This window comes from Lactobacillus sp. CA30L (assembly GCF_059900845.1).
Genome location: NZ_JBWXGB010000001.1, coordinates 100,494 through 124,839, shown reverse-complemented (window position 1 = coordinate 124,839; position 24,346 = coordinate 100,494). Strand labels below are relative to the sequence as shown.

Here is a 24,346-nt window from a genome sequence, read left to right as displayed (position 1 = left end):
AATAATACTGTGCTAATCCCGCGTGTACGGAAACTTCAGGCCGCTGCCATCGAGGTACCACTTCGGCTTGACCACCATGCGGCGGTAGCAAAACAGACCGAGAACCACAATAAACAAAATCAGGCTCAACAATTGCGAGACCCGGATGACGCCGCCCAAGTATAAGCTATCGGTCCGCAGCCCCTCAACGAAAAAGCGTACAACCGCATACCAGCCGACATAAAGCATGCAGACCTCGCCCTGTTTGAACAGGTGCTTGCGGTGGCGTAGAGCCAGAATGAGGAGCAGCCCCAGAAGGTTGAAGAGCGACTCATACAAAAAAGTGGGCTGGTAATAGACGCCGCCGATTTTCATTTGGCTGATGATAAACTCCGGCAGGTGCAGCGACTGCAGAAAATGCAGCGTGGTAGGACCGCCGTGTGCTTCTTGGTTGACGAAGTTGCCCCAACGGCCCAGAATCTGTGCAGCCATGACGCCCGGCGTAATCACATCGAGCATTAAAAAGGGTGGCAACATGCGCCGGTAACAAAATACTAGGAGAACAACCAGGCCGGCAAGCAGGCCGCCGTAAATAGCGACCCCGCCGTTCCAAATTGCAATAATCTGGTCGGGGTGCTGGGCGTAGTAGTCCCACTCGAAAACTACGTAATAGGCGCGGGCGCCTACGTATCCCAGCGGGACGCCCCACAATAACAGGTCGAGGAAATCATCGCTTGCAATTTGCCGCCTGCGGCCCTCCACGATTGCCATCGAGACGGCCAGGATAATTGCAACCGCCATGATGACGCCATACCACTTGACGCTCAGGCCGCCCAGGGTAAAAGCAACCGGATTGATTGTGAGAATCATTTATCATTATCCTTTTCTGCATCTTTCCGGGAATTTTGGGCAATCAGCTTGCTCAGGTTGCGGTCAAAAGTCTCGGTTGCATTATAGCCAATCTGCTTTGCCCTGAAATTCATCACCGCGATCTCGATGATGTCCTCCATGTTGCGTCCCACCTTGACCGGAATGGTCACCTGGGGAACCTCGACGTTGCAGATGTCACGCTTGCTCTCTTCAAAGCCCAGGCGATCATAGTTGGCGCTATTGTCCCAGTTAACCAGCTTGATCACCAGCTTGATGCTCTCACGGTTCTTCACGGCGCCCACACCGAACAGGTCCATGACGTCGATGATTCCGATGCCCCGGATCTCCATCAGGTGCTTCAGAATCTGCGGCGACTCGCCCATCACGGTTTCCACGTCCTTCTGGTAGACGTCAACCCGGTCGTCCGCGATCAGCCGGTGCCCGCGGTGGATTAGCCCCAGTGCCGTTTCAGACTTGCCGACCCCGGAATCACCGGTGAGCAGAACGCCTAAGCCCTTGACCTCAATCAGCACGCCATGGATCGTATCCCGAACCGCCAGGCGCTCACGCAGGTATTCGGTCAGAATGCTCAAAACGTAGGTGGTCGACTCGTGGGAAGACAAGATGGGAATGTGTGCTTCATCCGCAGCAACCAGCAGTTCCGGCGGCACACGCAAAGAACGCGACACAAAGAAGCAGGGCGTGGCCTCCGTGCACAGCTTGCCAAAAACGTGCACCAGGCTCTCGTGGTCCAACCGGGCGGCGTATGAGATCTCCGTGCGCCCCAGCAGCTGGATCCGCTTTTTGGGGTAAAAATCAAAGTAGCCCGTCAGTTCCAGCCCGGGCCGGTAAATATCGGAAACCACTATTTCTTTATCCGCAATGTACTGCTTGCCCTGGACGACGTGCACAATCTTGTTGTCACGTATTAAATTTTTCAGTTTGACTGCTTTCGCCATTTCAATTGCCCCCTTAGATTATTTATCCACATCCTTGGTTTCGGCATCACGGACCTTCTTGCGCCGCAATTGGGACCCATTTTCACCCCACGGTTCGGACCAATTCTGCTGGTCAAACCGTGAACCAGTTGGCGCATTATCGTCGTCTTTTTTGGTAAAGCGGTTGATCAGCCAAATAAGCGCTGCAATCACGACAACCGCGGGCAACAGCATAATCAAAATGTGAAACACCGCAAACAAAATACTTAAGATGACCACCGCCAGCAAAACGAGGCCAACAATTCCCCAAAAACTCATTTTATCACCTATTCCGGATTATCCTGACCGAGCAGCCATTGCAGGTACGCGTAAACAAACGGCTGCAACTTTCCATCCATTACACCACTTGTATCGGCCGTTTCATAGCCCGTGCGCATATCTTTAACCAAATTATAAGGGTGGAAAACGTAGGACCTGATTTGCGAACCCCAGCCGATCTCCTTCTGGTCGCCCTTCAATTCCTGCTTGTGCTGGCGCTTTTTCTCCTCTTCCTGGTGAAAAAGCTTGGCCCGCAATTCGTTCATCGCCGTCTCCCGGTTCTGCAGCTGCGAGCGCTGCGCCTGTGAGGTGGTGACAAAACCCGTTGGCAGGTGCGTGATCCGCACCGCGCTAGAAGTCTTGTTAATATGCTGACCACCGGCACCGCTTGAACGGTAGACATCAATGCGCAGGTCCTTCGGATTAATATCAATCTTAATGCTGTCGTCAACCTCGGGAATCACTTCGACCGATGCAAAGGAAGTGTGCCTCCTCTTGGCCGCGTCAAACGGCGAAATCCGCACCAGGCGGTGAACGCCGTTTTCGGACTTGAGCAGTCCGTATGCGTTTTTGCCGCTGATCCGGGCACTGACGCTTTTGAGCCCGGCCTCTTCACCGGGCTCGTAGTTGCTGATTTCAAACGCAAAGCCGCGACTATCAGCATAGCGCTGGTACATCCGCAGCAGCATCTGGGCCCAGTCCATCGCTTCCGTGCCCCCGGCCCCGGGGTGGATTTCAAGCAGCGCATTGTGGTTGTCATACTTGCCCGCCAGCAGCAGGTCCATCTCATATTCATGAAATTCGTCCTGCAGCTTTTGCAGGTCGCGTTCAACCTCTTCTTGCAGGTCCGCATCCGGCTCCTCGCGGAGCAGTTCGACCGCCGTGACCTCATTTTGGTAGTTTTCCTGCAGGCTTAAAAAGGAATCCCTCTTCTCCTTCAGCACGTTGTTTTCACTGATTAATTTTTGTGCCTTCTCCTGGCTATTCCAAAAAGAAGGCTCCTGCATCTTGTTCTCATTGACCAGAATGCTCTCGTTAATCGCTTCGAGGTCAAAGAGACCCCCTAAAGTGATCAAGACGCTTCTTTAAGTTGTCCAGTTCACTTTGAATTTCGCTTGGTTCCATCACTAATATTCTCCTTAATCAATTTACAGCAAAAGGGGAAAGCAGCCGCTTTCCCCTCAACCTTAACTTTTAACGGGTAAGATTTTGCCTGATCTCAGCCTTCATGAATAGACGGGTCACGTCAAACTCAATATTTGAAATCATTTCCTCAAACATGTTGTAGCCTGAATCCTGGTACTCGACCAGCGGGTTGAGCTGGCCGTAACCCCGCAGGCTGATTGACTGGCGCAGCTGGTCCATGGCATCGATGTGGTCGGTCCAGCGGTCGTCAACCACCCTCAAAATAACCACTTTCTCGAATTCGAGCATCTCGGACGGATCGGCTAGAATCTGTTCCTTCTCCTTGTAATTCTTCTCTACCAGATTGTACAGTTTTTGCTTTAACTCCGACACCGTAATGGTCTTGAAGTCGATTTCAGCCGCTTTTTCCTCGGTTGTCAGACTCGAGCTGATGAAGTCGCGCAGCGAATCGAGCCGCCACTTGCTGCGGTCGCCCTGCGTGAACATGTCGACCTGGCTGTTAATGGTACGCCGGATCATCGGAAGCAGAACGTCCTTCAGTGAGTTCTCCTCATTAATGACCTGCATCCGTTCACCGTAAATGATTTCACGCTGAATACGCATAACATCGTCGTACTGCAGGGTTTGCTTACGGGTGTCATAGTTGTTGCCCTCTACCCGCTTCTGGGCAGATTCAACCTGCCGGGTGATCAAACGACTCTCGATTACCTTGTCGTCATCATTATCGGACAAGCGGTCCAGGAAGTTCTTGACCCGATCGCCCCCAAACCTTTTCATTAAATCATCTTCCAGCGAGAGGTAGAAGCGGGTTACGCCCGGGTCGCCCTGACGGCCAGACCGGCCCCGCAGCTGGTTGTCGATTCTGCGGGATTCGTGCCGTTCGGTACCGATAACAGCCAGACCGCCCAATTCCTTGACGCCGGGCCCCAACTTGATATCGGTACCACGACCGGCCATGTTAGTGGCAATCGTAACGGCACCGCGCTGACCCGCATTCATGATAATCTGTGCTTCCTTAGCGTGGTTCTTAGCGTTCAAGACGGCGTGCGGAATGCCCTCCTGGTTAAGCAGCATGCTCAATCGTTCGGAGCTTTCAACCGCAACGGTACCAACCAAAACCGGCTGCCCCTTAGAGTGGCGCTCCTTAATCTCATCAACAACTGCGGCAAACTTGGAGTCCAGGGTAGGATACAGAATGTCGGAACGGTCCTTCCTGATCTTCGGGCGGTTCGTCGGAATCGTGATGACCTGCATGTTGTAGATTTCGCGGAACTCCTCTTCCTCCGTCTTGGCCGTACCGGTCATGCCGGATAATTTCTTGTACATCCTAAAGAAATTCTGGTAGGTAATCGTGGCCTGCGTCTTGGATTCTTCCTGGATCCGAACGCCCTCCTTGGCCTCGATTGCCTGGTGCAGGCCGTCGGAATAGCGCCGACCCTGCATTACACGCCCGGTGAACGAGTCGACAATCAGAACTTCGCCTTCCTGGACCACGTAGTCAATGTCCTTGAGCATAATGTAATTAGCCCGCAGAGCCTGGTCCAGGTGGTGGACCAGCTTTTGGTTTTCAACGTCGTACAGGTTTTTCAGCCCAAAGTGCTCACAGGCCTTCTCGATACCCGTCCTGGTTAGCGAGATTGTCTTAGTGGGCCAGTCAATCTTGTAGTCACCGTGATCCTCATTGTCATCGGCATCCTCGTCGCTCTTGTCTTCATGCAGCGTCTTAACAAACCGGTCGGCACGGATATAGTCGCCGTTGGCCTGCTCCGCTTCGCCAGAAATAATCAACGGGGTACGTGCCTCATCAATCAAGATTGAGTCAACCTCATCGATGATTGCGTAGTTAAGTTCACGCTGAACCATCTGCTCCTTGTAGACAACCATGTTGTCCCGCAGATAATCGAAGCCGAGTTCAGAGTTGGTTGAATAGGTCACGTCCGCGGCGTACGCTTCCCGCTTTTCATCCGGCGACATTGAATTGAGGTTCAGGCCGACCGTTAGGCCGAGCCACCTGTACAGTTGGCCCATTTCCTCGGCGTCACGGCTGGACAGATATTCGTTGACCGTAACAACGTGCACGCCTTTTCCCGTCAAGGCGTTTAGGTATACCGGCATGGTTGCGGTCAGCGTCTTGCCTTCACCGGTCATCATTTCGGCGATGTTGCCAAAGTGCAGGGCGATGCCACCCAGGATTTGTACGTGGAACGGAAATAAGCCGAGCACGCGTTTGGCTCCTTCACGCGCAACCGCAAATGCTTCAGGCATAAGACTGTCTAAGCTTTCACCATTCTGCAGCCGTTCCCTGAATGCGGGCGTCTTGGCCTTTAGCTCCTCGTCCGAGAGCTTGCTGTATTCATCGGCATGGCTCTCAACTCGAGCCGCAATCTTTTCGAATTTCTTTAGTTCCCTTTTATCGTTGTTGTATAGCTTCTTTAAAATGTTTGCCATTTAATCGATCCTTATATGTAGTAAAGTATAAAAACACATGATAATTCTAACATGATTGGCCCTAAATGAAAAATAAACAAAACAAAGACCTCACACAAGAGGTGAGGCCCCGCCTAAATAACATTATTATTTTGTTTCAATCAAACCATAGCGGCCATCATTTCTCCGGTAAACAATGCTGGTGCCGTCGGTCTCAGCGTCCTGGAAAACAAAGAAATCGTGTTCCAGCATGTTCATTTGTAAAACTGCCTCTTCTGGACTCATCGGTTTCAGGCCAATATGCTTGTTGCGGACAATAGCAAATTCGCTGTTGTCCTTTGTATCGTCATCCTGTTCTTCCGCTGCTGCTTCGACGAAAAAGTCGTTCATGCCCTTCTCCCGGCTCTTGCGGTTGACGCGCGTCTTGAACTTCCTGATCTGTCTCTCCAGCTTCTCGGAAACAAAGTCGATACTGCGGTACATGTCATCAGTTGTCTCTTCTGCTCGCAATACCAAGTATGGCAGTGGGATGGTAACTTCAACTTTAGCCGTGTGATCACGATATACTTTCAGGTTAACATGGGCAAGCATGTCCTGATTCAACTCGAAATACTTTTCTAATTTCTTCAGTCGCTTCTCAACGTAACTTCTTAGAGCATCGGTTACCTCAATATTTTCACCACGAATATTATACTTTAACATATGAGACTCTCCTTTCAACTGCTCGTGCAGTTTTACGTTATCTATATTATAGCAAAACTTAAAAGCACAGAACAAGATAATTCTACCTGCAAATTGAGAAGCTCATGATGCGGGCTTTTGGAAAAACCGCTGCAAGCGCGTCCCGAGCGTGATACAGCGTTCGACCAGTAGTATAAATATCATCCAGCAGTAGAACTTTATGATTATTTAAATTAAACTTAAGCCTTTCTTTAACAAAAAAATTCTGCTGGCTCTCGAGGCGTTCTCGGCGTGTTTTTTCCCCCTGCGCGCCCCCACCCGGCTTTTTGCCCAAGATCGGCGTCAGGTGGACCAGATCGCCAAAAATGGCACTGACCGTATCAAACTGGCGCTTAGCGCTGTGTTCGGGCGACGTCGGCACGGGCACATAAAAATCGGCATGACGCTTGTGCAGTTCACGGTAGCACAATTCCTGCAAAACGTGGCGCAGGACATAGTCCCCGTAGCGCTTGTATCTGACCATCAGGTCGTGAAAGGCCTCGTTATAGCGGTAGAGGGCCTGGTTGTGCAACAGGTTGGAGCCGTAAATATTTTGCCACCTCACGCAATCCGCACACATCCCTGCTTGTCCGTCTTCGAGCTGCCCGGAGCACACCCGGCAGCGCTTCTGGGGAAGGCGGCGAAAACGGGCCAGGCAGCGTCCACAAATACAGGACGCACGAGCCCCGTGCCGGGAAAAAAGGCGCAGGAGCGGGACAGGCAAAACGAAGTCCTGGCCGCACAGAAGGCACTTTTTCATTCGTTCATCTCCCTGATCTGCCGCACCGCCCGGCGAATACTGGCCGTGTATTTGCGGTAGCAAAACTCCACAAGTCCCGTTGGGTCGTCTGCCGCACGGCCAACCCGCCCGGCAATCTGAACGAGACTCGATGCGGTGTAAATCTGGTCGTCGGCCTGGACGATGATTACCCACACGTTCTTAAAGGTGACGCCGCGTTCCAGGATGGTCGTGGTAACGAGCAGCTGCAGCTTTCCAGACCGGAACTCGTCCACCTTTTCCAAGCGGTCCTTGTCCCGGGCGTGCACCCCGGCAAGCGCAACGCCCTGTAGGCGGTCTTCCCTTCTGAGGGCAGCCAAATAGAGCGGAATCTGATCAATCCGCGGAACAAAGAGCAGCAAGGGGTGGCCGGCCGCAATTGCGTTCACAATCTCTCGCAGCAGGTGGGCGTTGATGCGGCCCCTTTGTAAAAACGGCCGCAGGAAAAAGCGCTCACGGGGAACCGGCAGCAGACCACCGTGAAAGCGGCGGTTGAGCCGCAGGACTTGCATCCGGCCCGCTGCGACTTCTTGGAGCAGGTCTTTAGTCGGCGTAGCCGTGAGGTAAACGCGCATGCCGCCGGCCCTGACCGCGCTGCGTGCCCCAAAGTGCAGCTGCTCGTCCCCGGCATAGGGAAAAGCATCTGCTTCATCGATGACCAGCAGGTCAAACGCACTGAAAAACTTGAGCAGCTGGTGCGTCGTGCAAATCGTCAGCTGCTCTAGTCCCGGCTCCTTAAATTCGCGGCCGTGGTACTTGCCGATGGCGACTGCGCCAAACGCCGCCTGAAAACGGGGGTACAGTTCATTGACCACGTCGATGCGCGGCGTCGCAATGCAGCAGCGGCCCCCGCGGGCCAGACACGCGGCAACCAGGGGGAAGAGCATCTCCGTCTTGCCGGCACCGGTAACGGCATGCACAAGCACGCTCTCCTTTTTGTCCAGGTTAGCCACCAGGCTGCGGGCAATTTTTTCCTGCCCCGCAGTCAGCCGGCCCTTCCACGTCAGGCCGCCGTTTTTAAGGTGGGGAAACGCACCGTTGCCTGTGCAGCGCACCAGCCAGTCGCCCTCAACAACGCGGCCGATTCCGATGCAGGCCCGGCAGTAGAAGCGTCCGCCGGGCAGCTTGGCGGTGACCGTAGCACCACAGCGGCTGCAGCGGCCATTTTCAATCGCCCTGACTTTGGTTAGTCCCACTCTTATGCTAAAATCCTCTTGACGGCTAATCCACTGGCGGCCGGCGAGGCGTGTTAAATTTTCCATACTCTCACCCTCCACCATTAACTACGCAAAAAGGAGGCAGATCTTTTGCCAGAGACGCAAAATTACTTAACGATTAAAGAAAACGGCAGCCACGAGCTGACCATCAAAAAGAGCCGCTTCATCGCAACCCTGGTGCGAACCACGACAGTTGCCGAAGCCGAAGCGGCGATTGAAGGAGCCACACAAAAATACCGCGATGCAACCCATAACACTTACGCCTACACGATTGGGCCCAACGACGAGCACGTCAAGGCCAGCGATAACGGCGAACCGTCCGGGACCGCGGGCGTGCCCGAACTGAAGGCCCTTCAGCTGATGAACCTAAAAAACGTGACCGTTATTGTCACGCGCTACTTCGGCGGGATCAAGCTCGGCGCGGGCGGCCTGATTCGGGCCTATTCAAACAGCGTCACCAAGGGCGTCGAGGCCATCGGGGTGGTCAAGCGCGTCCTGCAGCAGGAGCTCATTTTTCACGTTCCCTACAGCCGCTTTGACGAGGTCCAGCATTTTTTAACCCAAGAGCAGATTTTCGTTGCCCACATCGACTACGGCGTTGACGTCGCCATCCACCTCTTTATCGATGAAGACGCCCAGCAGGACCTTGAGGACAAGCTGACCAACCTCCTGGCCGGCAAGATTGAATTTGCCTTGGGCGACCGGCGCTACAATGAGCTCCCGGTCAGCGCCACCAACTACCACGAACAGTAAGGGTGTGGTCACCGTCCCGCAATAATTTGCCCTAACAAAAAAAGACTGGCAGCTACCGCTTTAAAAAACGGTATTGCCAGTCTTTTTTACTTGTCCGCCCCGGGCTTGTTTTTGCTTTTCAATTGATCCGGCTTGTCCTGCCCGAGGTGCCACACCTCAACGGTGGGATCCTTTTTGCTGCGCGAGTTGATTATTTTTTGCGTTAACTGCAAGAGGGGCTTGTACTTTTCGCCCAATAAGCCAATCGACTCAACAAAAAGCTCCAAAGCAAGAACTAAACCGGCAATCAGCAGCCACATCCCCCAAACCGGCGAAAGCAAAAACAGCAGCGATATAAACGAAAAGACGAGCGACAGTGCGTAAATTGCAAGCACTGACTGCCGGTGCGTCAGCCCCATTTTCATCAATTGGTGGTGCAAGTGGTGCTTGTCAGCCTCTGAAACCGGCCGGTTATTGAGCTTGCGCCGAATCATTGCGTAGATTGTGTCCGTGATTGGCACTCCAAGAATCGTGACCGGGACGAGCAGCGAAATAAACGTAACGTTCTTAAGCCCCTTGAGCGAAAAAATGGCAATCATAAAGCCAATGTAGAGTGCACCCGTGTCACCGAGAAACATTTTAGCGGGGTGAAAATTGTACGGCAAAAAGCCCAGCAGACATGCCGCGAGCATGAAGCAGCCGATGGGGATATACAGTTGCCCTGTGTGCAGGAAAAAGTAGCCCACAATCCCCATCGTGATGAGCGAGATCATTGACACCCCGTCAGCCAAGCCGTCGAGTCCATCAATCAGGTCAACCGCATTGGTCAAGGCAAGGATCCAAAAAATTGTAACGGGCAGGCTCCACCAGCCCAAATTGATCTGCTTATTCACAAAGGGCAGGTTGAGCACGTTCATCTTGATGCCACCCAAAAAGTAGATGACCATGGCGCCCGTAAATATGCCGAGCATCTTTTGCCTCGGCTTTAGTTCCATAATATCGTCAATGATGCCCGTGAGCACAATTACGCTAGACGCCAAGAGGATGCTAAACGCCTCGTGGGTGGGAAACTGCTCCCGCATGAGGACAAAGACACCGATGTTAAAAGTGACAAAAATGCCCAATCCGCCCAAGGTTGGCATCGGCTTTTTGTTAATCCGCCGCTTATTGGGATTATCGACGGCGCCCAGAACAAAGGCTAGCCGCCTGATAAAGGGAGTAATGGCAGCCTGGATGATCACCAAAAAGAATATTTCAACAATAATTTTAAACATAGTTAGCTACTTTCATCGTTAAGTTGCCTTAATTATACAAGGTTGCCCAAAAATGCACAAATAGCTGCACAGCTTAATGGTCGTACTTAATTACCGGTGCAGCCAATTTGTATCGCTAAATAAGATTTTGAGCCGTTTATAAGTGTACACACTGGCTAAATGCGTCGACCAAAAAAGGTCAAACCTTTCAGTTTGACCTTTTCATTATGCTAGTGATGCACCTGAACTAGTATCAGACTTTTTTTGTGCATTGTCAGCAGCGTTTGTACCGGCAATCCTACCGAAGACGACCGCGTTGGTAATGCCCATGCCACAACCTGGATAAATCATCCCGCACCAGCCACCAGTTGTACTACCGGCGGCGTAGAGGTTGGCAATAGGCTGATTGCGATTATCTAAGACTTCAGACTTGATATTGATGCTTAAACCACCAGCTATGTCCGGGGTCGACGGTGCAAGCTTGGCCGCATAATACGGCGCTTTAAAGGCCGTCAGGTCCTTCTCACGTCCAAATTCTGTATCCCGGCCCTGGGCCACATCTTTGTTCCACCGTGCAAGTGTTTCATGCAGAACTTTAGGATTAAAGCCAATCTGTCGGGCCAATTCTTCAATAGTGTCTGCCTTTTTGAAGTACCCGTCCTCGACTTCACGTTTAAGGTGCGGTGAAGGAGCGGGAGCGGAAAATGCAGTGGGCATCTCATTAGCCATGCCCCCATCAAAGAGTAGCCAGACAAAGCCCTGATTTAAACCTGCAATTTTCTTTGACGCAAACTCAAAGTACATATCTTCTCTGAAGTGCCGCTTGGCATCAGTTCCAACCCAAATGTAAGGCTTGGTCCAAGCAGTGCAGAGGGGCCCAATGCAGACATTATCACCCGACTGCGTACCAATTGACTGGGCAATTGGCATCCACATGTCTTTTAATTTAGCTCCAATTTCTGCTCCCATGGTAATACCATCGCCCATCTGGCGAATTGAACCATAGGATTTACCAACAGCAAAATCAGGTGCAAAATTCTTCAACATCTCCTTGTTACGTGAGAAACCGGCGGTGGCAACAATTACGCCTTTGCCACGGTAATTGCCCTTATTAGTGTGCACGCCAATCACACGATTCTGCCGGTCAGTGATTAAATTCTCTGCGGTAATATTAAAGATAAACTTGACGCCAACCTCCTTGGCCTTGTTAAACAATGGCTTGGAGAGACCGTAGCCGCTTTTCTCTACCGTGAGGTGTGACCGGGCCGCTGGAACAGCGTACTTCTTCATGGCGTCCTCATTGCCAATCTGCTGGACCTCTTCAAAGTGAACACCAACGTCGTTTGCAAGCCACTCATAGTCTTCGGCACCGTGTTCAACGATTGTCATACGCATGTCCGGATCCTCGTAGCCCTGGCCAACGGCCTTGAGATAATTATTCCAGTTTGCTTTTGAGTCTGCAACGCCCTGTGCCTCCTGCAGGCTGGTGCCACCGCCTGGAAGCTGATGGTCGCACCCGTGACCGCATCAATATTATACGACTGGTGCTCAACAATTAATTCGGGGGCTATTTTCAGGGCAGCGTTACTAATGCCTCTTGTTTCATCCTGCTGGTCGATTTTAACCGCCTTAATTGCATTATCCTTAACCGTGACTGACACCTGAATCTGACCACGGTTGCCGGATCCAGTTCCTTGGTAAATCCCATCCCTTAAATTAGCCATAATAAACTCTCACCCTTCTTCTTATTTAGCTTGCATCATCGCAGATGAAACGGCTTCTTTGAAGGCACGGCTTGTGGCAGACGCACCTGACACCGCATCAACGTCGGTCGTCTTTTCTCTAACCATTCTTTCCTGCAACTGCTTGATGGCCTTGCCGCCATAATCAGGAGACTCGCTCTCCTTTAAGACTTCAATTTTACGCAGCTGCTTTTGGTCATCAACAGTCACGCGCACAACGATTTCATTACCTATTCCGCTTGTCGACTTGCCAATGTACTGATTTTTATCAGTTTCATAAGTCTTGGCCCTGAGCGCAGATGTCGGAAAGGCTGCGTCAATAACGGTTGAACTCGCATTGGTAGCCATAACTGAGCCCTTTTCCTTAACTTTAGCCGCATTTTCGCCAGCAATCTTGCCAAAAATCAGACAATCAGCAATATCACCGCCACCGTTGTACTGGTTAGCACCAACATGCCCCAATTCACCAGCAGCGTATAAGTGTGGCAAAACTTCATGATTTGTGTCCAGTACCTCAGCTTTTTCATTGCGCCGCGGTCCACCCTGGGTATTGAGCATCGTATGCTGCTGGGGCAAAGAATAAAACGGACCCGTCAGCGAAATCTTGACCATCGATTCTGGCTTACGGCCGTATTGGTAATCCACGCCCTGGTCAACAAAGAAATTATAGGTTTCGATGGTATTTTCCAAGACGGCTGAATCCACGTTGATTTCTCTGGCGAGCTCAGCAATTGTATCCGACTTTACAACCTTGGCTAGAGTTTCCTTTTGGAAGTTGTCATTAACACTTGCCATAAACTCATCGTACTTCTTCTGGTCAAAAACCAGGTGCGGATGCACTTGAGCTAGCGGAATCCGCCAAATGCCGTGATTGTAGCGGTGACCGTGCCGGGTAGGATCGTCTTCCGCAATATAACGGGTGCCGTCATCGCCAACTGTAATGAGGGAGCCCTTAAAGAGTTCCGTCCACGCCATCGTGCTATGCGCCCGCTGGCCCTTAGGAGCCGCAATGCTGACCGGGCCACCCGGTTCATAATTGTTCATGTGCCATAAGTCTGCGCCAACCTCGATTGCCATCTTGATGCCATCCCCATTGTTGTACAGTGACCCGTATGGCAATAGTCTTGTTTCACCAAGATAGTCCTGAATCATCTGCTCATTGTTTTCAAAACCACCCAGAGTCAAGATAACACCATTTCTAGCCTTGATGTTGAACCGCCTACCTCCATTTTCTATTTGAACGCCAATGATTGTCTTGTCGCTATTCTGAAGCAGATGTTGGGCCGGACTTGAGTAGAGCACATCAATTTTATCACTTCGATTAAGAACATTTTGACGCAGCCTTTTCCATAAAGCTGCATCAAAAATATGGTCGTGAATGAGTAAATCGTCATTCGTTTCGGCTCCCTCAAATTCCGGATACTCGGCAATCATGTAAGCCAGGAGCGCCACGTTTTTATTCCCCGGATTTTTTCTGACGCTGAAGGCTGGGCCACCCAAGTACTTGGCGAAGTAAGCTGGCAAGTTAACCATCCCTTTAACAAAGGTGTCCAAGACTTGCTCATCGAGATCAAGTGGTGCCGTCATCTGCAAGAAATAATTCTTCAGCTTGTTAAAATCATAGCCGGCTTGGACAATCTGACCACAATAACGAGTGTTGCCACCCTCATGACCTTCGGGTGCGCTATCCACCAGCAGCACCTTAGCTCCATTATCCGCCGCAAAACGGGCAGCCGTCGCACCAGCACCGCCAAACCCAACTACAACAACGTCATAGCTTGCATTCCACGTTTCATTATCTTTTAAAATCATTTTAGATTCCTTTCATTTTAGATTTCTTTATAGTATTACATTTCTTGGTTATCCTTATTTTTCTTTATAATAACCTGGTGCCGGTACGTAAGCACAGTCTTGCCCGTCCACTTTTTAAAGGCCTTATAAAAAGTTGTTACATTGCTAAAACCGACTAAGAAACTGACCTCAGCTGTATCTATGTTCACGTCCTGAAGCAAGTTCAGTGCTAGGAATTTTTGAACTGTGACTAGCTGCTTTTCAAAGGTCGTTCCCTCTTTTTCCAACCAGCGTTGGAGAGTGCGGGGCGAGATACCGATTGAGTTTGCTACGTCCTTCAACTGAAAGTTACCCCCGGCAATCAGCCGGAACAGCGTGTTCTGCACTACGGCTGCAAAGGGTGGATCAACGTTCAGTTCGCCAATGTATTTCTTTAAACCGGGCTCCATGAAATTCCAGAGTATATCGTTTTGGGTAATAAAGGACTGAAGCAAATCCTGCTCTTTGAACACCAGATAATTGTCCACGCTCTTCTGCGGGGCAATCCCCAGATACTCGGATATATCCGGACCATAAGTGAATATGCTGCCGATTGAAACCGGCTCAACCCGTTTATTCGTACCAAACCGCAACATGCTAACCAACGACAACTGATCAACCAGAAGACTAAAGCGAGACCTTTTGCGGTACTGGTCAAGGTAACTGATATGAATTCGTAAATTCTCACCCTCCTTAAATGTGCCTAATTTCAGTGGACCAATCAACTGCTCATAAGACGCTAAGCGGAAAATTGCCTGCTTGCCATTCTGACTTGACAGTGCAGCAAAATACGGTGGCATAAACTGGTAAAAATTGCGGACGTCGCTGCATTTCAGTAATTGCTTGTCGCTTGCTTTTTTATCCAGGATTTCAAACACATGTGAATTCTTGATCCACTTTGAGTTTAAATACTTGCTTATTGCACCGGCATCCAGCAAACCAGAAATCGAGTCAAACGGATAACCCAACTCCTGCAAAAAGTCCTTACACTCGCGTGTTTCTTCTTGGCCCACAGCTTATCTCCCTCCACTTAATTATTATTGTATACCCTTTCATTTTAGCAAAATATAATTAATTGCGATATTTTATGTCTAACTACGCCACAGCTCTTTGCGAATTAGTGATATAAGTCACAGTAAAAATAGGCAAACAAAAAACCGGATCCAAAGATCCAGTTTTTTGCCTATTTTGCAACTGTAACGACGCGTTTTTCGCGGATAACGGTAATTTTAATGTTACCGGGGTAATCCAGTTCTTTTTCAACCTGGTTACGAATGTCACGTGCCAAAACGGTGATGCGGTCGTCCGAAATCTTCTCCGGCTCCACCATCACCCGGACCTCACGTCCGGCCTGAATGGCGTATGCCTGCTTGACCCCGTCATACCGCTTGGCAATCTGCTCAAGCTCGGTCAACCGTCTAATATAGTTTTCCAAGCTTTCGCTCCTGGCGCCCGGCCGGGCCGAGGAAATCGTGTCTGCCGCAACAACCAGTTCGGCAATAAACGATAACTTCGGCACATCCCCGTGGTGCGCCGCAATTGCGTTAACAACTACATCTGATTCATGGTACTTCCTGGTTAACTCAACGCCAATTTCGACGTGTGAACCTTCAATATCATGATCGATGGCTTTTCCAATATCGTGTAATAATCCCGCGCGAACCGCTAATTTTTCATTTAAACCAAGTTCAGCAGCCATTGTTCCGGCTAATTTGGCAACTTCAATTGAGTGCCCCAAAACATTTTGCCCGTAAGAGGTCCGATATTTAAGCCGGCCGAGTATCTTGACTAGTTCCGGGTTCATCTTGTGAATCCCCAGCTCCATCAAGGCGCTCTCACCCGCTTCATAAATATCGTCGTTTACTTCTTTGCGTGCCTTGTCCACCATCTCTTCAATGCGAGCTGGGTGAATCCGACCGTCTTTAACCAGACGCTCCATTGCCCGTTTGGCAATCTCCCGCCTGATCGCATCAAACCCGCTGAGGGTAACAACCTTAGGCGTATCATCAATGATCAGATCCACACCAGTGAGGGCTTCAAATGAACGGATGTTGCGGCCTTCACGGCCGATAATCCGTCCCTTCATCTCTTCATTGGGCAAGTCAACCACCGAAACCGTGGTTTCGGCAACGGTATCGGCAGAACTGCTCTGAATTGCATCAATAATTACCTTGCGCGCATAATGATCGGCCTTGGCATGAACTTCTTCATTGCTGTTCCTAATCATTTCTGCCCGCTCCTTGAACAATTGCTCAGATAATTGATTCAGAACAAGCTTCTTCGCCTGTTCCTGGTCTAAGTGGGCAACTTCGTAAAGCTTTTGCTGGCTTTGTTCAATTAAATCATTTGCATCCTGAACTTTCTTGCTCAGTTCAGTTTGGTCCTTCTTTAATTGTTCCTCCTTCTTGGCTAGTCCATTTTCACGTTCCACCAGCAGCTCGTTCTTGTGGTCAAGCGTATCCTCACGCTGTTTTAGACGATTGTTGTCACGTGCAATTTCGGCACGCTTGACGTTCAGGTCGTCTTCAACTTTTTGCCGGTAGCCCTGAATCTTTTCCTGCGCCTCAAGAATTTTTTCCTTCTTGGTGTTTTGCGCACTCTGCTCTACTAGCACCTTCTGTCGCAAAGCTTCAGAGTTAGTTAAAGCTGCCTGTTTTTTTGCTTCAGTTAGAATATGGTCGGCATCGTTTTGCGCATTCTGCGCCTTCTTTTCCCAGATATCCCTGCGGATAAGGTATCCAATATCTGCACCCATTAAAATTGAAATAATAACAATCGCGACGGGAATCAAAATTATTTTTGTCATGATTACTATCGCCTTTTTTATTTTTAAGATTATTCACACAGTATTAATGATAAAGAACCGCAAGGGTTATGTCAATTAATAGAAAAAACCTTGACCACTTTACAGGTCAAGGTTAATCTCTTCAACTCTAATTGCTTTTGCTATCGGCTTCCTTATCTGCGGAAGCCTCCTTTTCTGCAGGCTTGACTTCTTGGGCCTTCTTCGCCTTGACCTTCTCCGGGTCCTCGCGGTCGGCAATCGAGTCCTCATCGATGCCAAAGGCATGGCGCACCTGCTGTTCAACGTCTGCGTAAATATCCGGGTGCTCTTCCAGGTACTTCTTCGCGTTCTCACGGCCCTGGCCAATCCGCTCGTCATTATATGAATACCACGAGCCGGCCTTGTTGACAATATCTTTTTCGGCCGCCATGTCAAGCAGTTCACCGCTCTGCGAGATCCCCTGGCCGTACATCATGTCAACCTCGGCAACCTTGAACGGCGGGGCAACCTTATTCTTGACCACCTTGATTTTGACACGGTTACCGGTAATCTCACCGCCGGTCTGCTTAATCTTCTCCGCCCGCCTGATTTCAAGCCGAACGGTCGCGTAAAACTTGAGCGCACGACCACCAGGCGTGGTCTCCGGGTTGCCAAACATGATGCCAACCTTTTCACGAATCTGGTTGATAAAAATCGCAATTGTTTTGGTCTTATTGATGTTGCCGGAGAGCTTGCGCAGGGCTTGACTCATTAAACGGGCCTGCAGCCCGACGTGGCTATCGCCCATGTCGCCGTCTATTTCAGCCTGCGGAACAAGCGCCGCAACGGAGTCAACAATTAGGATGTCGATGGCACCGCTGCTAATCAGGGTATCAGCAATCTGGAGGCCCTCTTCACCCGTGTTGGGCTGGGACAGAATCAGCGCGTCCACGTCAACGCCCAGTGCCTCGGCATAGGCCGGATCCATTGCGTTTTCGGCATCGATATAGGCCGCCGTGCCGCCGCGTTTCTGGACCTCAGCAACCGCATGCAGTGCAACGGTGGTTTTACCGGAAGATTCTGGTCCGTAAATTTCAACTATTCGTCCCCGGGGGTAGCCACCCACGCCGAGGGCGGCGTCTAGCGCAAGCGAACCGGACGGAACGGTTGAAATCTTGGTGTTTGCCTTATCGCCCATCCGCATAACGGCACCCTTGCCAAAATTTTTCTCAATTTTCTTCAGTGCCGCGTCCAGCGCAGCCTTCTTTTCATCTTTGGCCAAGACTTGTTTTCCTCCTCTAATAATCGTTAATTAATCCTCGTTAATTATACTTTGATTCACTTGTTATTTGCAAGAAAAAGCGAACAAGCGTTTTGATTTTTTTGCCTTGCACTATTAATTACGCCAAAAAAGCCACATTTCTCCTAAAATTTTACCGTCTGAGTCCCCGGGGCTGCAGCCATTTTTGCATAAAATTCAGAAGCAGGTCGACCATGATGGCCATCAAGGCCGTCGGGAGTGCACCCGCCAAAATTATTGCGCTGCCGCTCGTAGCGTTGGTTCCGCGGATGATAATGTCGCCCAGACCGCCCGCGCCAACGAACGAACCGATTGAGGTTATCCCGATCGCGATGACCAGCGCGTTTTTTAGGCCGGCAATAATTACGGACAGCGACAGCGGCAGGCGCACCATGTAGAGCAGCTGCAGCTTCGTCATGCCCATGCCCTTGCCAGAGTCGATGATGTCCTTGTTGACGTTCCGCATGCCCGTGTACGTGTTCTTGATGATCGGCAAGAGCGAATACAGCGTGACGGTAACGATGACCGTCATGACGCCAAGGCCCAGCCCGATCATGATGATTGACAAGAGGGCAAGCGAGGGAATGGTCTGGATGAAGTTGGCAATTTCCACTACAAAGTCGCCCAGGTGGGCGTTGCGCGAAATGAAAATACCGATTGGAATTCCGATGATTGCGGCAAACAGGACCCCGTATATTGAAATCAGAAACGTGCGGTTGAATTGCTCAAGCACGTAGCCGCCATTATGCTGATAATAATAGATAAACTGCCGCCATAAAGATAACTTAGCCATTATTTTGCCCCCTAAAGTAATTGTGCTTCACTAAAAACTGGCGGGCAACGGTTGCTGGTTCCAGCAGCTTGTCATCCACCTGGAAGTTCATTTTGCGAATCTCATGCACGTTAATATTGCCGACAAGACGCCGCAAAAGCGGCTTTAGTTCCGGGTGCTCGCGCAACAGGTAATTATTGATCAGCATGCCGCAGTTGTAGGGTGGGAAAAAGTGCTTATCGTCTTGGAGCAGGTGCAGGTGGTAGGAATCAATGCGGCCATCGGTCGAGTAGCCCAGGATGACGTTCATCTTGCCGCTCTTCAGGGCCGAATAAACCAGCCCGATGTTCATCGGGTGCGCCTTGCTAAAGGTCATGCCATACGCCGTTTGAAAGGCCGGATAGCCCACGCCGGGCGCATTGACCCACTCGGACGCAACGCCGAAGGAAAACTTGTTTTCCACCTTCTTCAGGTCCGAAATTTTGTACAAACGATATTTTTGCTGGTCCTTCTTCCGTACCATGAACGCATAATTATTGGCAAAGCCATAGGTGTGCAGGTAGGTTTGGTCCCAGCGCTTCTTGACCTCGCGGCGCACCGTGGCGTTTGCCCGGCGCGAGTCCTTGATCGGCGGCAGCAGCAAGTTGGCCGTCAGTTCTCCCCCGTCATAAGCAGCGGCCTGGATATCGGCGTCGTGGCGCACTAGGGCCTGGTGCTGCATTGGGGCCGAGCCGAGGTTGTTGACAATCGAAGCCTTGTAGGGCGTCTCTTTTTCAATCAGCTGCGCGATAATGTTGGCAACTATCTGTGATTCCGTAGTGGTCAGTGCCGTTATCCGGATATTTGCGCTGCTGCCCTGCGTATCCGCCAAGCCCGGCAGGCCGCAGGCACTGGTAGCCACCATGACTACGAAAGCGAGGAACGCCAGCGTTATCTTTTTGAAATATTTTTTCATCAGCGTCCTCCTCATATGCCCTTCGGCGTAATCCGCCGTTCCAACTTGCCCAGCAGGTAATCCGTTAAAAGTGCCATGATAATTACCGGAATAGTCCCACCCAGGATCAGGTCGGGCTGGTACAGGCTGAGCCCGTTAAAGATAAAATCGCCCAGGCCACCGGCACCAATGTAGGAAGCAAGCGTTGCCCACGCAATGACGTAGATGGCCGAAAGACGGATGCCCGCCATAATCACGGGCATTGCAAGCGGGATGTCAACCTTCATAATCAGCTGCATCCTCGTCATGCCCAGACCACGCGCCGAATCAACCGTATCGGGATTGACGCTCGTCAAGCCCACGTATGTGTTGCGCAGAATCGGCATCAGGCTGTACAAAAAGAGCGCAATAACCGCCGGCACCTGCCCGACCCCGAAAAACGGAATCATCATCGCCAGGAGCGCCAGGGCGGGAATCGTCTGCAGCATGCTGGCAACGGCAATTACGACCTTGGCCGTGCGGGGAAACTTCAGCAGAAGAACGCTGAGCGGAACCGCCACAATAATGCCCAACGCAAGCGAAATGGCCGCAATGTAGATTTGCTGCCAGGTTTTGACAATCAATTCTGAACCGTGCTGAGCTAAAAAAACCGACATACTAATTCGCCTCTTTTTTGGATTGCGTATGCAGGGGCGTCTTGTCGCCCCAAATTTTTTCGTAAACAACATTAACCAGGCTGGAGCGGGTGACGATGCCAATCAGGTGCTGGTCCTTATCGACAACCGGCACGTACTGCCCGCTGTGGCTCAGGATGCGGCGGAAATTATCCCGCAGGTACTCGTCGGGGCCGACCGTGGCAAAATCCGTGATGAGAATGTCACTGACGCTGCGCGTTTTGTGGTACTTGCGCTGCAGCATATCGATTGAGACATAGCCCTTGAGGTGGTCATCATCGTCAACAACCAGCAACGTGTCCACATGGCGCTCCTTCATCATTGTCAGGGCCTCGGTTAGCGAAGCACCCAGGTTAATCTTGACCGGCGTGGTCAACATCACGTTTTTGACCTTAACCGTCTCATACTTGGCCTCAGAGAGGCGTTCCTCGCCAATCAGACTCTTGACGAAGTCATCGGCCGGATGCCGCAGAATATCATCCGGCGTGCCCACCTGAATCAGCTGCCCGTCATGCAAAACAACAATCTTCGTGGCCAGCTTCAACGCCTCATCCATGTCATGCGTGACAAAGACAATCGTTTTGCCCAGCTGCACCTGCAAGTTTTGCACCATATCCTGCAGGCTTTCACGCGTTATCGGGTCAAGCGCCCCGAACGGCTCGTCCATCAAAATCAGGTTTTGATTGGCAGCCAGCGCCCGCACAACGCCAATTCGCTGCTGCTGACCCCCGGACAATTCGCCCGGGTAGCGGTCAAGGTAAGAATCGGGCAATTCGGCCAATTTGATCAGCCTGTGCGCCTCGCTGTTCAGCTTATCCTTGGACCACTTCAGCAATTTTGGAACGAGAATGATGTTTTCACGGATCGTCATGTGGGGCATCAGGCCATTATTCTGAATGACGTAGCCGATGTGACGGCGCAGGTCGACCGGGTTGAGCGTCTTCACGTCTTTGCCTTCGACCAGCACTTCGCCCTTGGTCACGCTGTTCATCCGGTTGATCATCCGCATCAACGTGGTCTTGCCCGAGCCCGAGGTACCGATCAGACAGCAAAACTCACCCTGATCTATTTCAAAACTGATATTGGCAACGGCAGGTTTTTTCATCTTGGGATACAGCTTCGTGACATCCTTGAACTCAACCATTGGTATCTTCTTTCCCATAAAATCCCCCTTTTTCACTGATAGTATAATTCAATCTTAGCAATGTAACGTGTGTTAAGCAAACTTATGCCTTTATGACGGCAGTTTTTTGCCGCAATTGCGGCAAGAAAAAAACACTAACGCTGTTAGTGTTTTTTTAAAGCAGTCCTGTTTTTGCTACATCGAACCGCGGAAAACATCCCATGAACTGCGAAAATAATCGTATCCGGAGTAGATGGTAAAGATGAGGGCAAGGTAAAGCAGAATTGTTCCGCTGTAATAAAAGTCCCCAATTAAAAGAAAGATAATCGACAGCATCTGGCACGTCGTCTTAATCTTGCCGGGCATTGCGGCTGCCATAACCTGGCCCTTGTTTTCCGCCAGGATAAGCCTGAGCCCCGTAACGGCCAACTCTCGGCAAACAATAATTGCAACGATCCAGGCCGGTGCAAGGTTCAGCGGTATCAGCATTATGAATGCCGTCATCGTCAGCATCTTGTCCGCGAGCGGATCAGCAAACTTGCCGAAGTTCGTCACCAGATTGTTGGCCCGGGCAATGTGGCCGTCAAACCAGTCGGTGGCAGACGCAACGGCAAAGACCGCCGCGGCAGCCACCAGTCTCCAGTAGACCGTAGTATCGGCAACCTGGACGCTCGCATTCCCACCAAAGATCACGATCAAAATAAAGACCGGGATCATAAAAATCCGTAAAACCGTTAATTTATTTGGTAAATTCATTCTTAACTCCTCTTCTACAACATTTAGTTATTGCTACCATTATTGCCAGACGAGGAACCCTCAGAATGATTGTTCTGCCCGTTGCCAGTGGTCTGGTTATTGTCGTGACCGGTCTGGCCGCCATTTTGGCTGGTCTGTCCAGTTTGACCACTCTGCCCGGTCTGCCCGCTATTATTCGTCCCGTTAGTTCTATTATTGCCGCTTTGCTGCTGTTGGCCCTGGTTCTTATTTTGGTTTGGCCGGTTGGTACGAGCGGTGCCAATGGTGGAGCTGGAGCGATTCTGTTGGTTGGCAGTCGATGAACCCGGCTGCGGCGCGCGGCGGTTGCCGATGAAGAAGGTCAGCGTCAGGCCGGTAGACTGCACGTCGTACGGCACCTTCCTGCCCCCAATGGAAATCGAGGTCCCACGGGCGTTGCTGAACGTCACCACTACTGTTTGAGCAGTATCCGGAATCCTCACCGTGTGCTTGAGCCCGGCCGCTAGAGTTTGCCCGCCCTGGTTAACCCCGTTCATTGCGATAGAAACAGTCGTCGCCTGGTCCCCGGCGCGAACGACCAGGTTGCGGTTTGATTTCAGGCCGGTGACCCGGTACTGGTTGACCGCTACCTGCCTAATTTTTACCGGGTTCTTCTTGACCTTCTTTTTCTTCTTGGACTTGTGCGTATTCTCCGAAGAAATAGCCACATCGTTTGCGGTGTCATTGTTTTGGTTATTATTGGATGAGAAGTGTGCGTATACGACATAGCACACCAGTATAACAACGATAACCCCTACGCCAACAACGATCCGGGGGAGGTAATCCTGCCACAGCTTTTTCTTGCTGCTGGTCGTCTTGCTTACCTCTTCGCTCTTGTTGTCGATCGAATCCTTAACGTATTCCTCGGGTTCAACACTGGGAATCTCCTTGTGAAATTCACTGAGCAGTTCCTTGCCGTCTAGGCCAACAACCTGGGCGTATTGCCTGATGAAGGCCCGCACGTAGAATTCTCCGGGAAGCTTGTCAAAATCATTTTGCTCAATTGCCGTCAGGTACCTGCCCTGAATCTTCGTTGCCTTTTCAATATCCCCAATTGAAAGGCCCTTGGCCTCTCTAGCACTGCGTAATTTGTCACCGATATCAGCCATAATTACCCCTTTAATTTCCTTTTTATACATTGAGTATATCATATACCAATAACTAATTTCACTATTATTTCAGCCAACCACCGCTCACGTATATCGTCTGGCCGGTTAAGTAAGCTGCGCGGCGGTCAAGCAGCGCCCTGACCCAGTAGGAAACATCGCTGCCCTCAGCCAGGCGCCCGGCCGGAATTTCGCCTCTGACCTCTTCCATTGTTTCGGGTGCAAACAGCGAATTCATCGCCGTGTTGACCGCACCCGGCGCAACAACGTTGACCGTCAGGTTGGCCGATGCCACTTCGCGCGCATAGCTCTGACTGAAGCGCGACAGCCCCGCCTTCGCGGAACTGTACACTGCCTCCATTGCGCTGCCGTTGCCGCCATAGACGGAACCCAGATAAACGATCCGGCTAAAGTCGTTTTTAGCCAGTAATGGTTCCAACAGGCCGGTCAGCTTAATCGGCGTAACGAGGTCAATTTGCATAATCTCAGCAATCTTGCCCATGTCTTCATCGCTGACAAAATTGTAGTCCGTGATGCCCTGGGCAAAAACGGCGGCATTAACAGGCAGCATGTCCGCGACGAACGCAGTCAAGTCCCTATCTCCAGCCAAAAAATCAAGCTTAACCGGGATGAAATCCTGCTGTGGGTATTGCCGCCTGAGCCGCTCGCTCAGGTCGCTCGCCGCAGACCAATTACGGCTGCAGTGAACGTAGAGCGACCAGCCCGCCTGTGCCAAATCGGCACAAATTGCCTGGCCAATTCCGCCCGTGGCACCAAAGATAATTGCTCGCTGCATCTTTATTTCCCTTTTCTGCTTCTCACTTAAGTAAAAATTCAGCCTTAAGCAGACCACTAATGAACGTCTGCTCCACTATAACCAGCAATTTTACTTTAACATCGAACCGGTCTAATTTTACCATTATTTTTTAACTAAGCAGGCGCAAAAAAA

23 protein-coding genes are annotated in these 24,346 nt (G+C 50.9%); 1 reads left to right on the top strand and 22 read right to left on the bottom strand.

From position 1 onward, the window contains the following. Positions 1-12 precede the first annotated feature (12 nt). The 8 genes from lgt to AC2JF8_RS00585 all read right to left on the bottom strand — a co-directional run bounded on the left by lgt (position 13) and on the right by AC2JF8_RS00585 (position 8,438). Positions 13-849, bottom strand: coding sequence for a prolipoprotein diacylglyceryl transferase (lgt, locus tag AC2JF8_RS00620; RefSeq protein ID WP_500760235.1), 837 nt, complete (start codon positions 847-849; stop codon positions 13-15). Then, positions 846-1,808, bottom strand: coding sequence for an HPr(Ser) kinase/phosphatase (gene hprK / locus AC2JF8_RS00615; RefSeq protein WP_500729322.1), 963 nt, complete (start codon positions 1,806-1,808; stop codon positions 846-848). Before hprK ends, lgt begins: the two co-directional genes overlap by 4 nt. Positions 1,809-1,826: 18 nt before the next feature. Next, positions 1,827-2,105 carry a hypothetical protein gene (locus AC2JF8_RS00610; RefSeq protein ID WP_500729321.1) on the bottom strand — a complete coding sequence of 93 codons (279 nt, stop codon included), beginning with the start codon at positions 2,103-2,105 and terminating at the stop codon, positions 1,827-1,829. A gap of 8 nt (positions 2,106-2,113) precedes the next feature. Then, positions 2,114-3,230, bottom strand: a protein-coding gene (gene prfB, locus AC2JF8_RS00605) for a peptide chain release factor 2 (protein WP_500760233.1) whose coding sequence is annotated in 2 segments (ribosomal slippage) — positions 2,114-3,157 and positions 3,159-3,230 — 1,116 coding nt in all. Because the reading frame shifts where the segments join, the coding sequence is not laid out codon by codon here. 69 nt (positions 3,231-3,299) lie between these two features. Continuing rightward, entirely contained in the window at positions 3,300-5,699 is a 2,400-nt protein-coding gene (secA, locus tag AC2JF8_RS00600; RefSeq protein ID WP_500760230.1) for a preprotein translocase subunit SecA, read from the bottom strand. Positions 5,700-5,825: 126 nt separating this feature from the next. Further along, on the bottom strand, positions 5,826-6,380 hold the full coding sequence (gene hpf, locus AC2JF8_RS00595) for a ribosome hibernation-promoting factor, HPF/YfiA family (protein ID WP_500729318.1): 555 nt from the start codon (positions 6,378-6,380) through the stop codon (positions 5,826-5,828). 82 nt (positions 6,381-6,462) lie between these two features. Further along, the gene (locus tag AC2JF8_RS00590) at positions 6,463-7,158 is read right to left on the bottom strand and encodes a ComF family protein (RefSeq protein WP_500729317.1); all 696 of its coding nucleotides are present in this window, start codon (positions 7,156-7,158) and stop codon (positions 6,463-6,465) included. Then, a complete protein-coding gene (locus tag AC2JF8_RS00585; protein WP_500760227.1) occupies positions 7,155-8,438 on the bottom strand; it encodes a helicase-related protein in 1,284 nt (427 codons plus the stop codon). The genes AC2JF8_RS00590 and AC2JF8_RS00585 overlap by 4 nt, the downstream gene beginning before the upstream one ends. 45 nt (positions 8,439-8,483) lie before the next feature. Here AC2JF8_RS00585 and AC2JF8_RS00580 point away from each other — a divergent pair, with 45 nt between their 5' ends. Then, positions 8,484-9,146, top strand: coding sequence for a YigZ family protein (locus tag AC2JF8_RS00580; protein ID WP_500760225.1), 663 nt, complete (start codon positions 8,484-8,486; stop codon positions 9,144-9,146). Positions 9,147-9,232: 86 nt separating this feature from the next. Here the strand turns inward: AC2JF8_RS00580 and AC2JF8_RS00575 are convergent, their stop codons facing one another. From AC2JF8_RS00575 to AC2JF8_RS00510, 14 genes are all read right to left on the bottom strand, one after another. Continuing rightward, complete coding sequence (locus AC2JF8_RS00575) at positions 9,233-10,399, bottom strand: glycosyltransferase family 4 protein (RefSeq protein ID WP_500729313.1); 1,167 nt, start codon at positions 10,397-10,399, stop codon at positions 9,233-9,235. A 204-nt stretch (positions 10,400-10,603) separates the two neighbouring features. Beyond that, the gene (locus AC2JF8_RS00570) at positions 10,604-11,860 is read right to left on the bottom strand and encodes an FAD-dependent oxidoreductase (RefSeq protein ID WP_500760837.1); all 1,257 of its coding nucleotides are present in this window, start codon (positions 11,858-11,860) and stop codon (positions 10,604-10,606) included. Then, positions 11,764-12,102 carry an FMN-binding protein gene (locus AC2JF8_RS00565; RefSeq protein WP_500760223.1) on the bottom strand — a complete coding sequence of 113 codons (339 nt, stop codon included), beginning with the start codon at positions 12,100-12,102 and terminating at the stop codon, positions 11,764-11,766. Before AC2JF8_RS00565 ends, AC2JF8_RS00570 begins: the two co-directional genes overlap by 97 nt. Before the next feature lie 21 nt (positions 12,103-12,123). Then, complete coding sequence (locus AC2JF8_RS00560; RefSeq protein WP_500760221.1) at positions 12,124-13,932, bottom strand: FAD-binding protein; 1,809 nt, start codon at positions 13,930-13,932, stop codon at positions 12,124-12,126. A 35-nt stretch (positions 13,933-13,967) separates the two neighbouring features. Then, positions 13,968-14,963: a helix-turn-helix transcriptional regulator gene (locus AC2JF8_RS00555; protein ID WP_500760218.1), complete on the bottom strand. Its 996-nt coding sequence runs from the start codon at positions 14,961-14,963 to the stop codon at positions 13,968-13,970. 170 nt (positions 14,964-15,133) lie between these two features. Beyond that, on the bottom strand, positions 15,134-16,756 hold the full coding sequence (gene rny / locus AC2JF8_RS00550; RefSeq protein WP_500729309.1) for a ribonuclease Y: 1,623 nt from the start codon (positions 16,754-16,756) through the stop codon (positions 15,134-15,136). 127 nt (positions 16,757-16,883) lie between these two features. Then, complete coding sequence (gene recA, locus AC2JF8_RS00545) at positions 16,884-17,996, bottom strand: recombinase RecA (protein WP_500729308.1); 1,113 nt, start codon at positions 17,994-17,996, stop codon at positions 16,884-16,886. A gap of 151 nt (positions 17,997-18,147) precedes the next feature. Next, positions 18,148-18,807, bottom strand: a complete 660-nt coding sequence (locus tag AC2JF8_RS00540; protein WP_500729307.1) for an ABC transporter permease — start codon at positions 18,805-18,807, stop codon at positions 18,148-18,150. After that, a complete protein-coding gene (locus tag AC2JF8_RS00535) occupies positions 18,800-19,741 on the bottom strand; it encodes a glycine betaine ABC transporter substrate-binding protein (protein ID WP_500760215.1) in 942 nt (313 codons plus the stop codon). Before AC2JF8_RS00535 ends, AC2JF8_RS00540 begins: the two co-directional genes overlap by 8 nt. An 11-nt stretch (positions 19,742-19,752) precedes the next feature. Continuing rightward, positions 19,753-20,376 (bottom strand): ABC transporter permease, encoded by a 624-nt coding sequence (locus AC2JF8_RS00530; RefSeq protein WP_500760213.1) that lies wholly within the window; start codon positions 20,374-20,376, stop codon positions 19,753-19,755. Between the two features lies 1 nt (position 20,377). Continuing rightward, a complete protein-coding gene (locus tag AC2JF8_RS00525; protein ID WP_500729304.1) occupies positions 20,378-21,556 on the bottom strand; it encodes an ABC transporter ATP-binding protein in 1,179 nt (392 codons plus the stop codon). A gap of 156 nt (positions 21,557-21,712) precedes the next feature. Then, a complete protein-coding gene (gene pgsA, locus AC2JF8_RS00520) occupies positions 21,713-22,273 on the bottom strand; it encodes a CDP-diacylglycerol--glycerol-3-phosphate 3-phosphatidyltransferase (RefSeq protein ID WP_500760210.1) in 561 nt (186 codons plus the stop codon). A gap of 23 nt (positions 22,274-22,296) precedes the next feature. After that, the gene (locus AC2JF8_RS00515) at positions 22,297-23,400 is read right to left on the bottom strand and encodes a helix-turn-helix domain-containing protein (RefSeq protein ID WP_500760835.1); all 1,104 of its coding nucleotides are present in this window, start codon (positions 23,398-23,400) and stop codon (positions 22,297-22,299) included. Positions 23,401-23,464: 64 nt separating this feature from the next. Beyond that, positions 23,465-24,193, bottom strand: a complete 729-nt coding sequence (locus AC2JF8_RS00510) for an SDR family NAD(P)-dependent oxidoreductase (protein WP_500760207.1) — start codon at positions 24,191-24,193, stop codon at positions 23,465-23,467. Between the last annotated feature and the right edge of the window lie 153 nt (positions 24,194-24,346).

Bases quoted from the DNA above. Each gene is read 5' to 3' on its own strand.
- lgt (WP_500760235.1), bottom strand. From the start codon at position 849: ATGATTCTCACAATCAATCCGGTTGCTTTTACCCTGGGCGGCCTGAGC.
- hprK (WP_500729322.1), bottom strand. From the start codon at position 1,808: ATGGCGAAAGCAGTCAAACTGAAAAATTTAATACGTGACAACAAGATT.
- AC2JF8_RS00610 (WP_500729321.1), bottom strand. From the start codon at position 2,105: ATGAGTTTTTGGGGAATTGTTGGCCTCGTTTTGCTGGCGGTGGTCATC.
- secA (WP_500760230.1), bottom strand. From the start codon at position 5,699: ATGGCAAACATTTTAAAGAAGCTATACAACAACGATAAAAGGGAACTA.
- hpf (WP_500729318.1), bottom strand. From the start codon at position 6,380: ATGTTAAAGTATAATATTCGTGGTGAAAATATTGAGGTAACCGATGCT.
- AC2JF8_RS00590 (WP_500729317.1), bottom strand. From the start codon at position 7,158: ATGAAAAAGTGCCTTCTGTGCGGCCAGGACTTCGTTTTGCCTGTCCCG.
- AC2JF8_RS00585 (WP_500760227.1), bottom strand. From the start codon at position 8,438: ATGGAAAATTTAACACGCCTCGCCGGCCGCCAGTGGATTAGCCGTCAA.
- AC2JF8_RS00575 (WP_500729313.1), bottom strand. From the start codon at position 10,399: ATGTTTAAAATTATTGTTGAAATATTCTTTTTGGTGATCATCCAGGCT.
- AC2JF8_RS00565 (WP_500760223.1), bottom strand. From the start codon at position 12,102: ATGGCTAATTTAAGGGATGGGATTTACCAAGGAACTGGATCCGGCAAC.
- AC2JF8_RS00560 (WP_500760221.1), bottom strand. From the start codon at position 13,932: ATGATTTTAAAAGATAATGAAACGTGGAATGCAAGCTATGACGTTGTT.
- rny (WP_500729309.1), bottom strand. From the start codon at position 16,756: ATGACAAAAATAATTTTGATTCCCGTCGCGATTGTTATTATTTCAATT.
- AC2JF8_RS00540 (WP_500729307.1), bottom strand. From the start codon at position 18,807: ATGGCTAAGTTATCTTTATGGCGGCAGTTTATCTATTATTATCAGCAT.
- AC2JF8_RS00535 (WP_500760215.1), bottom strand. From the start codon at position 19,741: ATGAAAAAATATTTCAAAAAGATAACGCTGGCGTTCCTCGCTTTCGTA.
- AC2JF8_RS00530 (WP_500760213.1), bottom strand. From the start codon at position 20,376: ATGTCGGTTTTTTTAGCTCAGCACGGTTCAGAATTGATTGTCAAAACC.
- AC2JF8_RS00525 (WP_500729304.1), bottom strand. From the start codon at position 21,556: ATGGGAAAGAAGATACCAATGGTTGAGTTCAAGGATGTCACGAAGCTG.
- pgsA (WP_500760210.1), bottom strand. From the start codon at position 22,273: ATGAATTTACCAAATAAATTAACGGTTTTACGGATTTTTATGATCCCG.
- AC2JF8_RS00515 (WP_500760835.1), bottom strand. From the start codon at position 23,400: ATGGCTGATATCGGTGACAAATTACGCAGTGCTAGAGAGGCCAAGGGC.
- AC2JF8_RS00510 (WP_500760207.1), bottom strand. From the start codon at position 24,193: ATGCAGCGAGCAATTATCTTTGGTGCCACGGGCGGAATTGGCCAGGCA.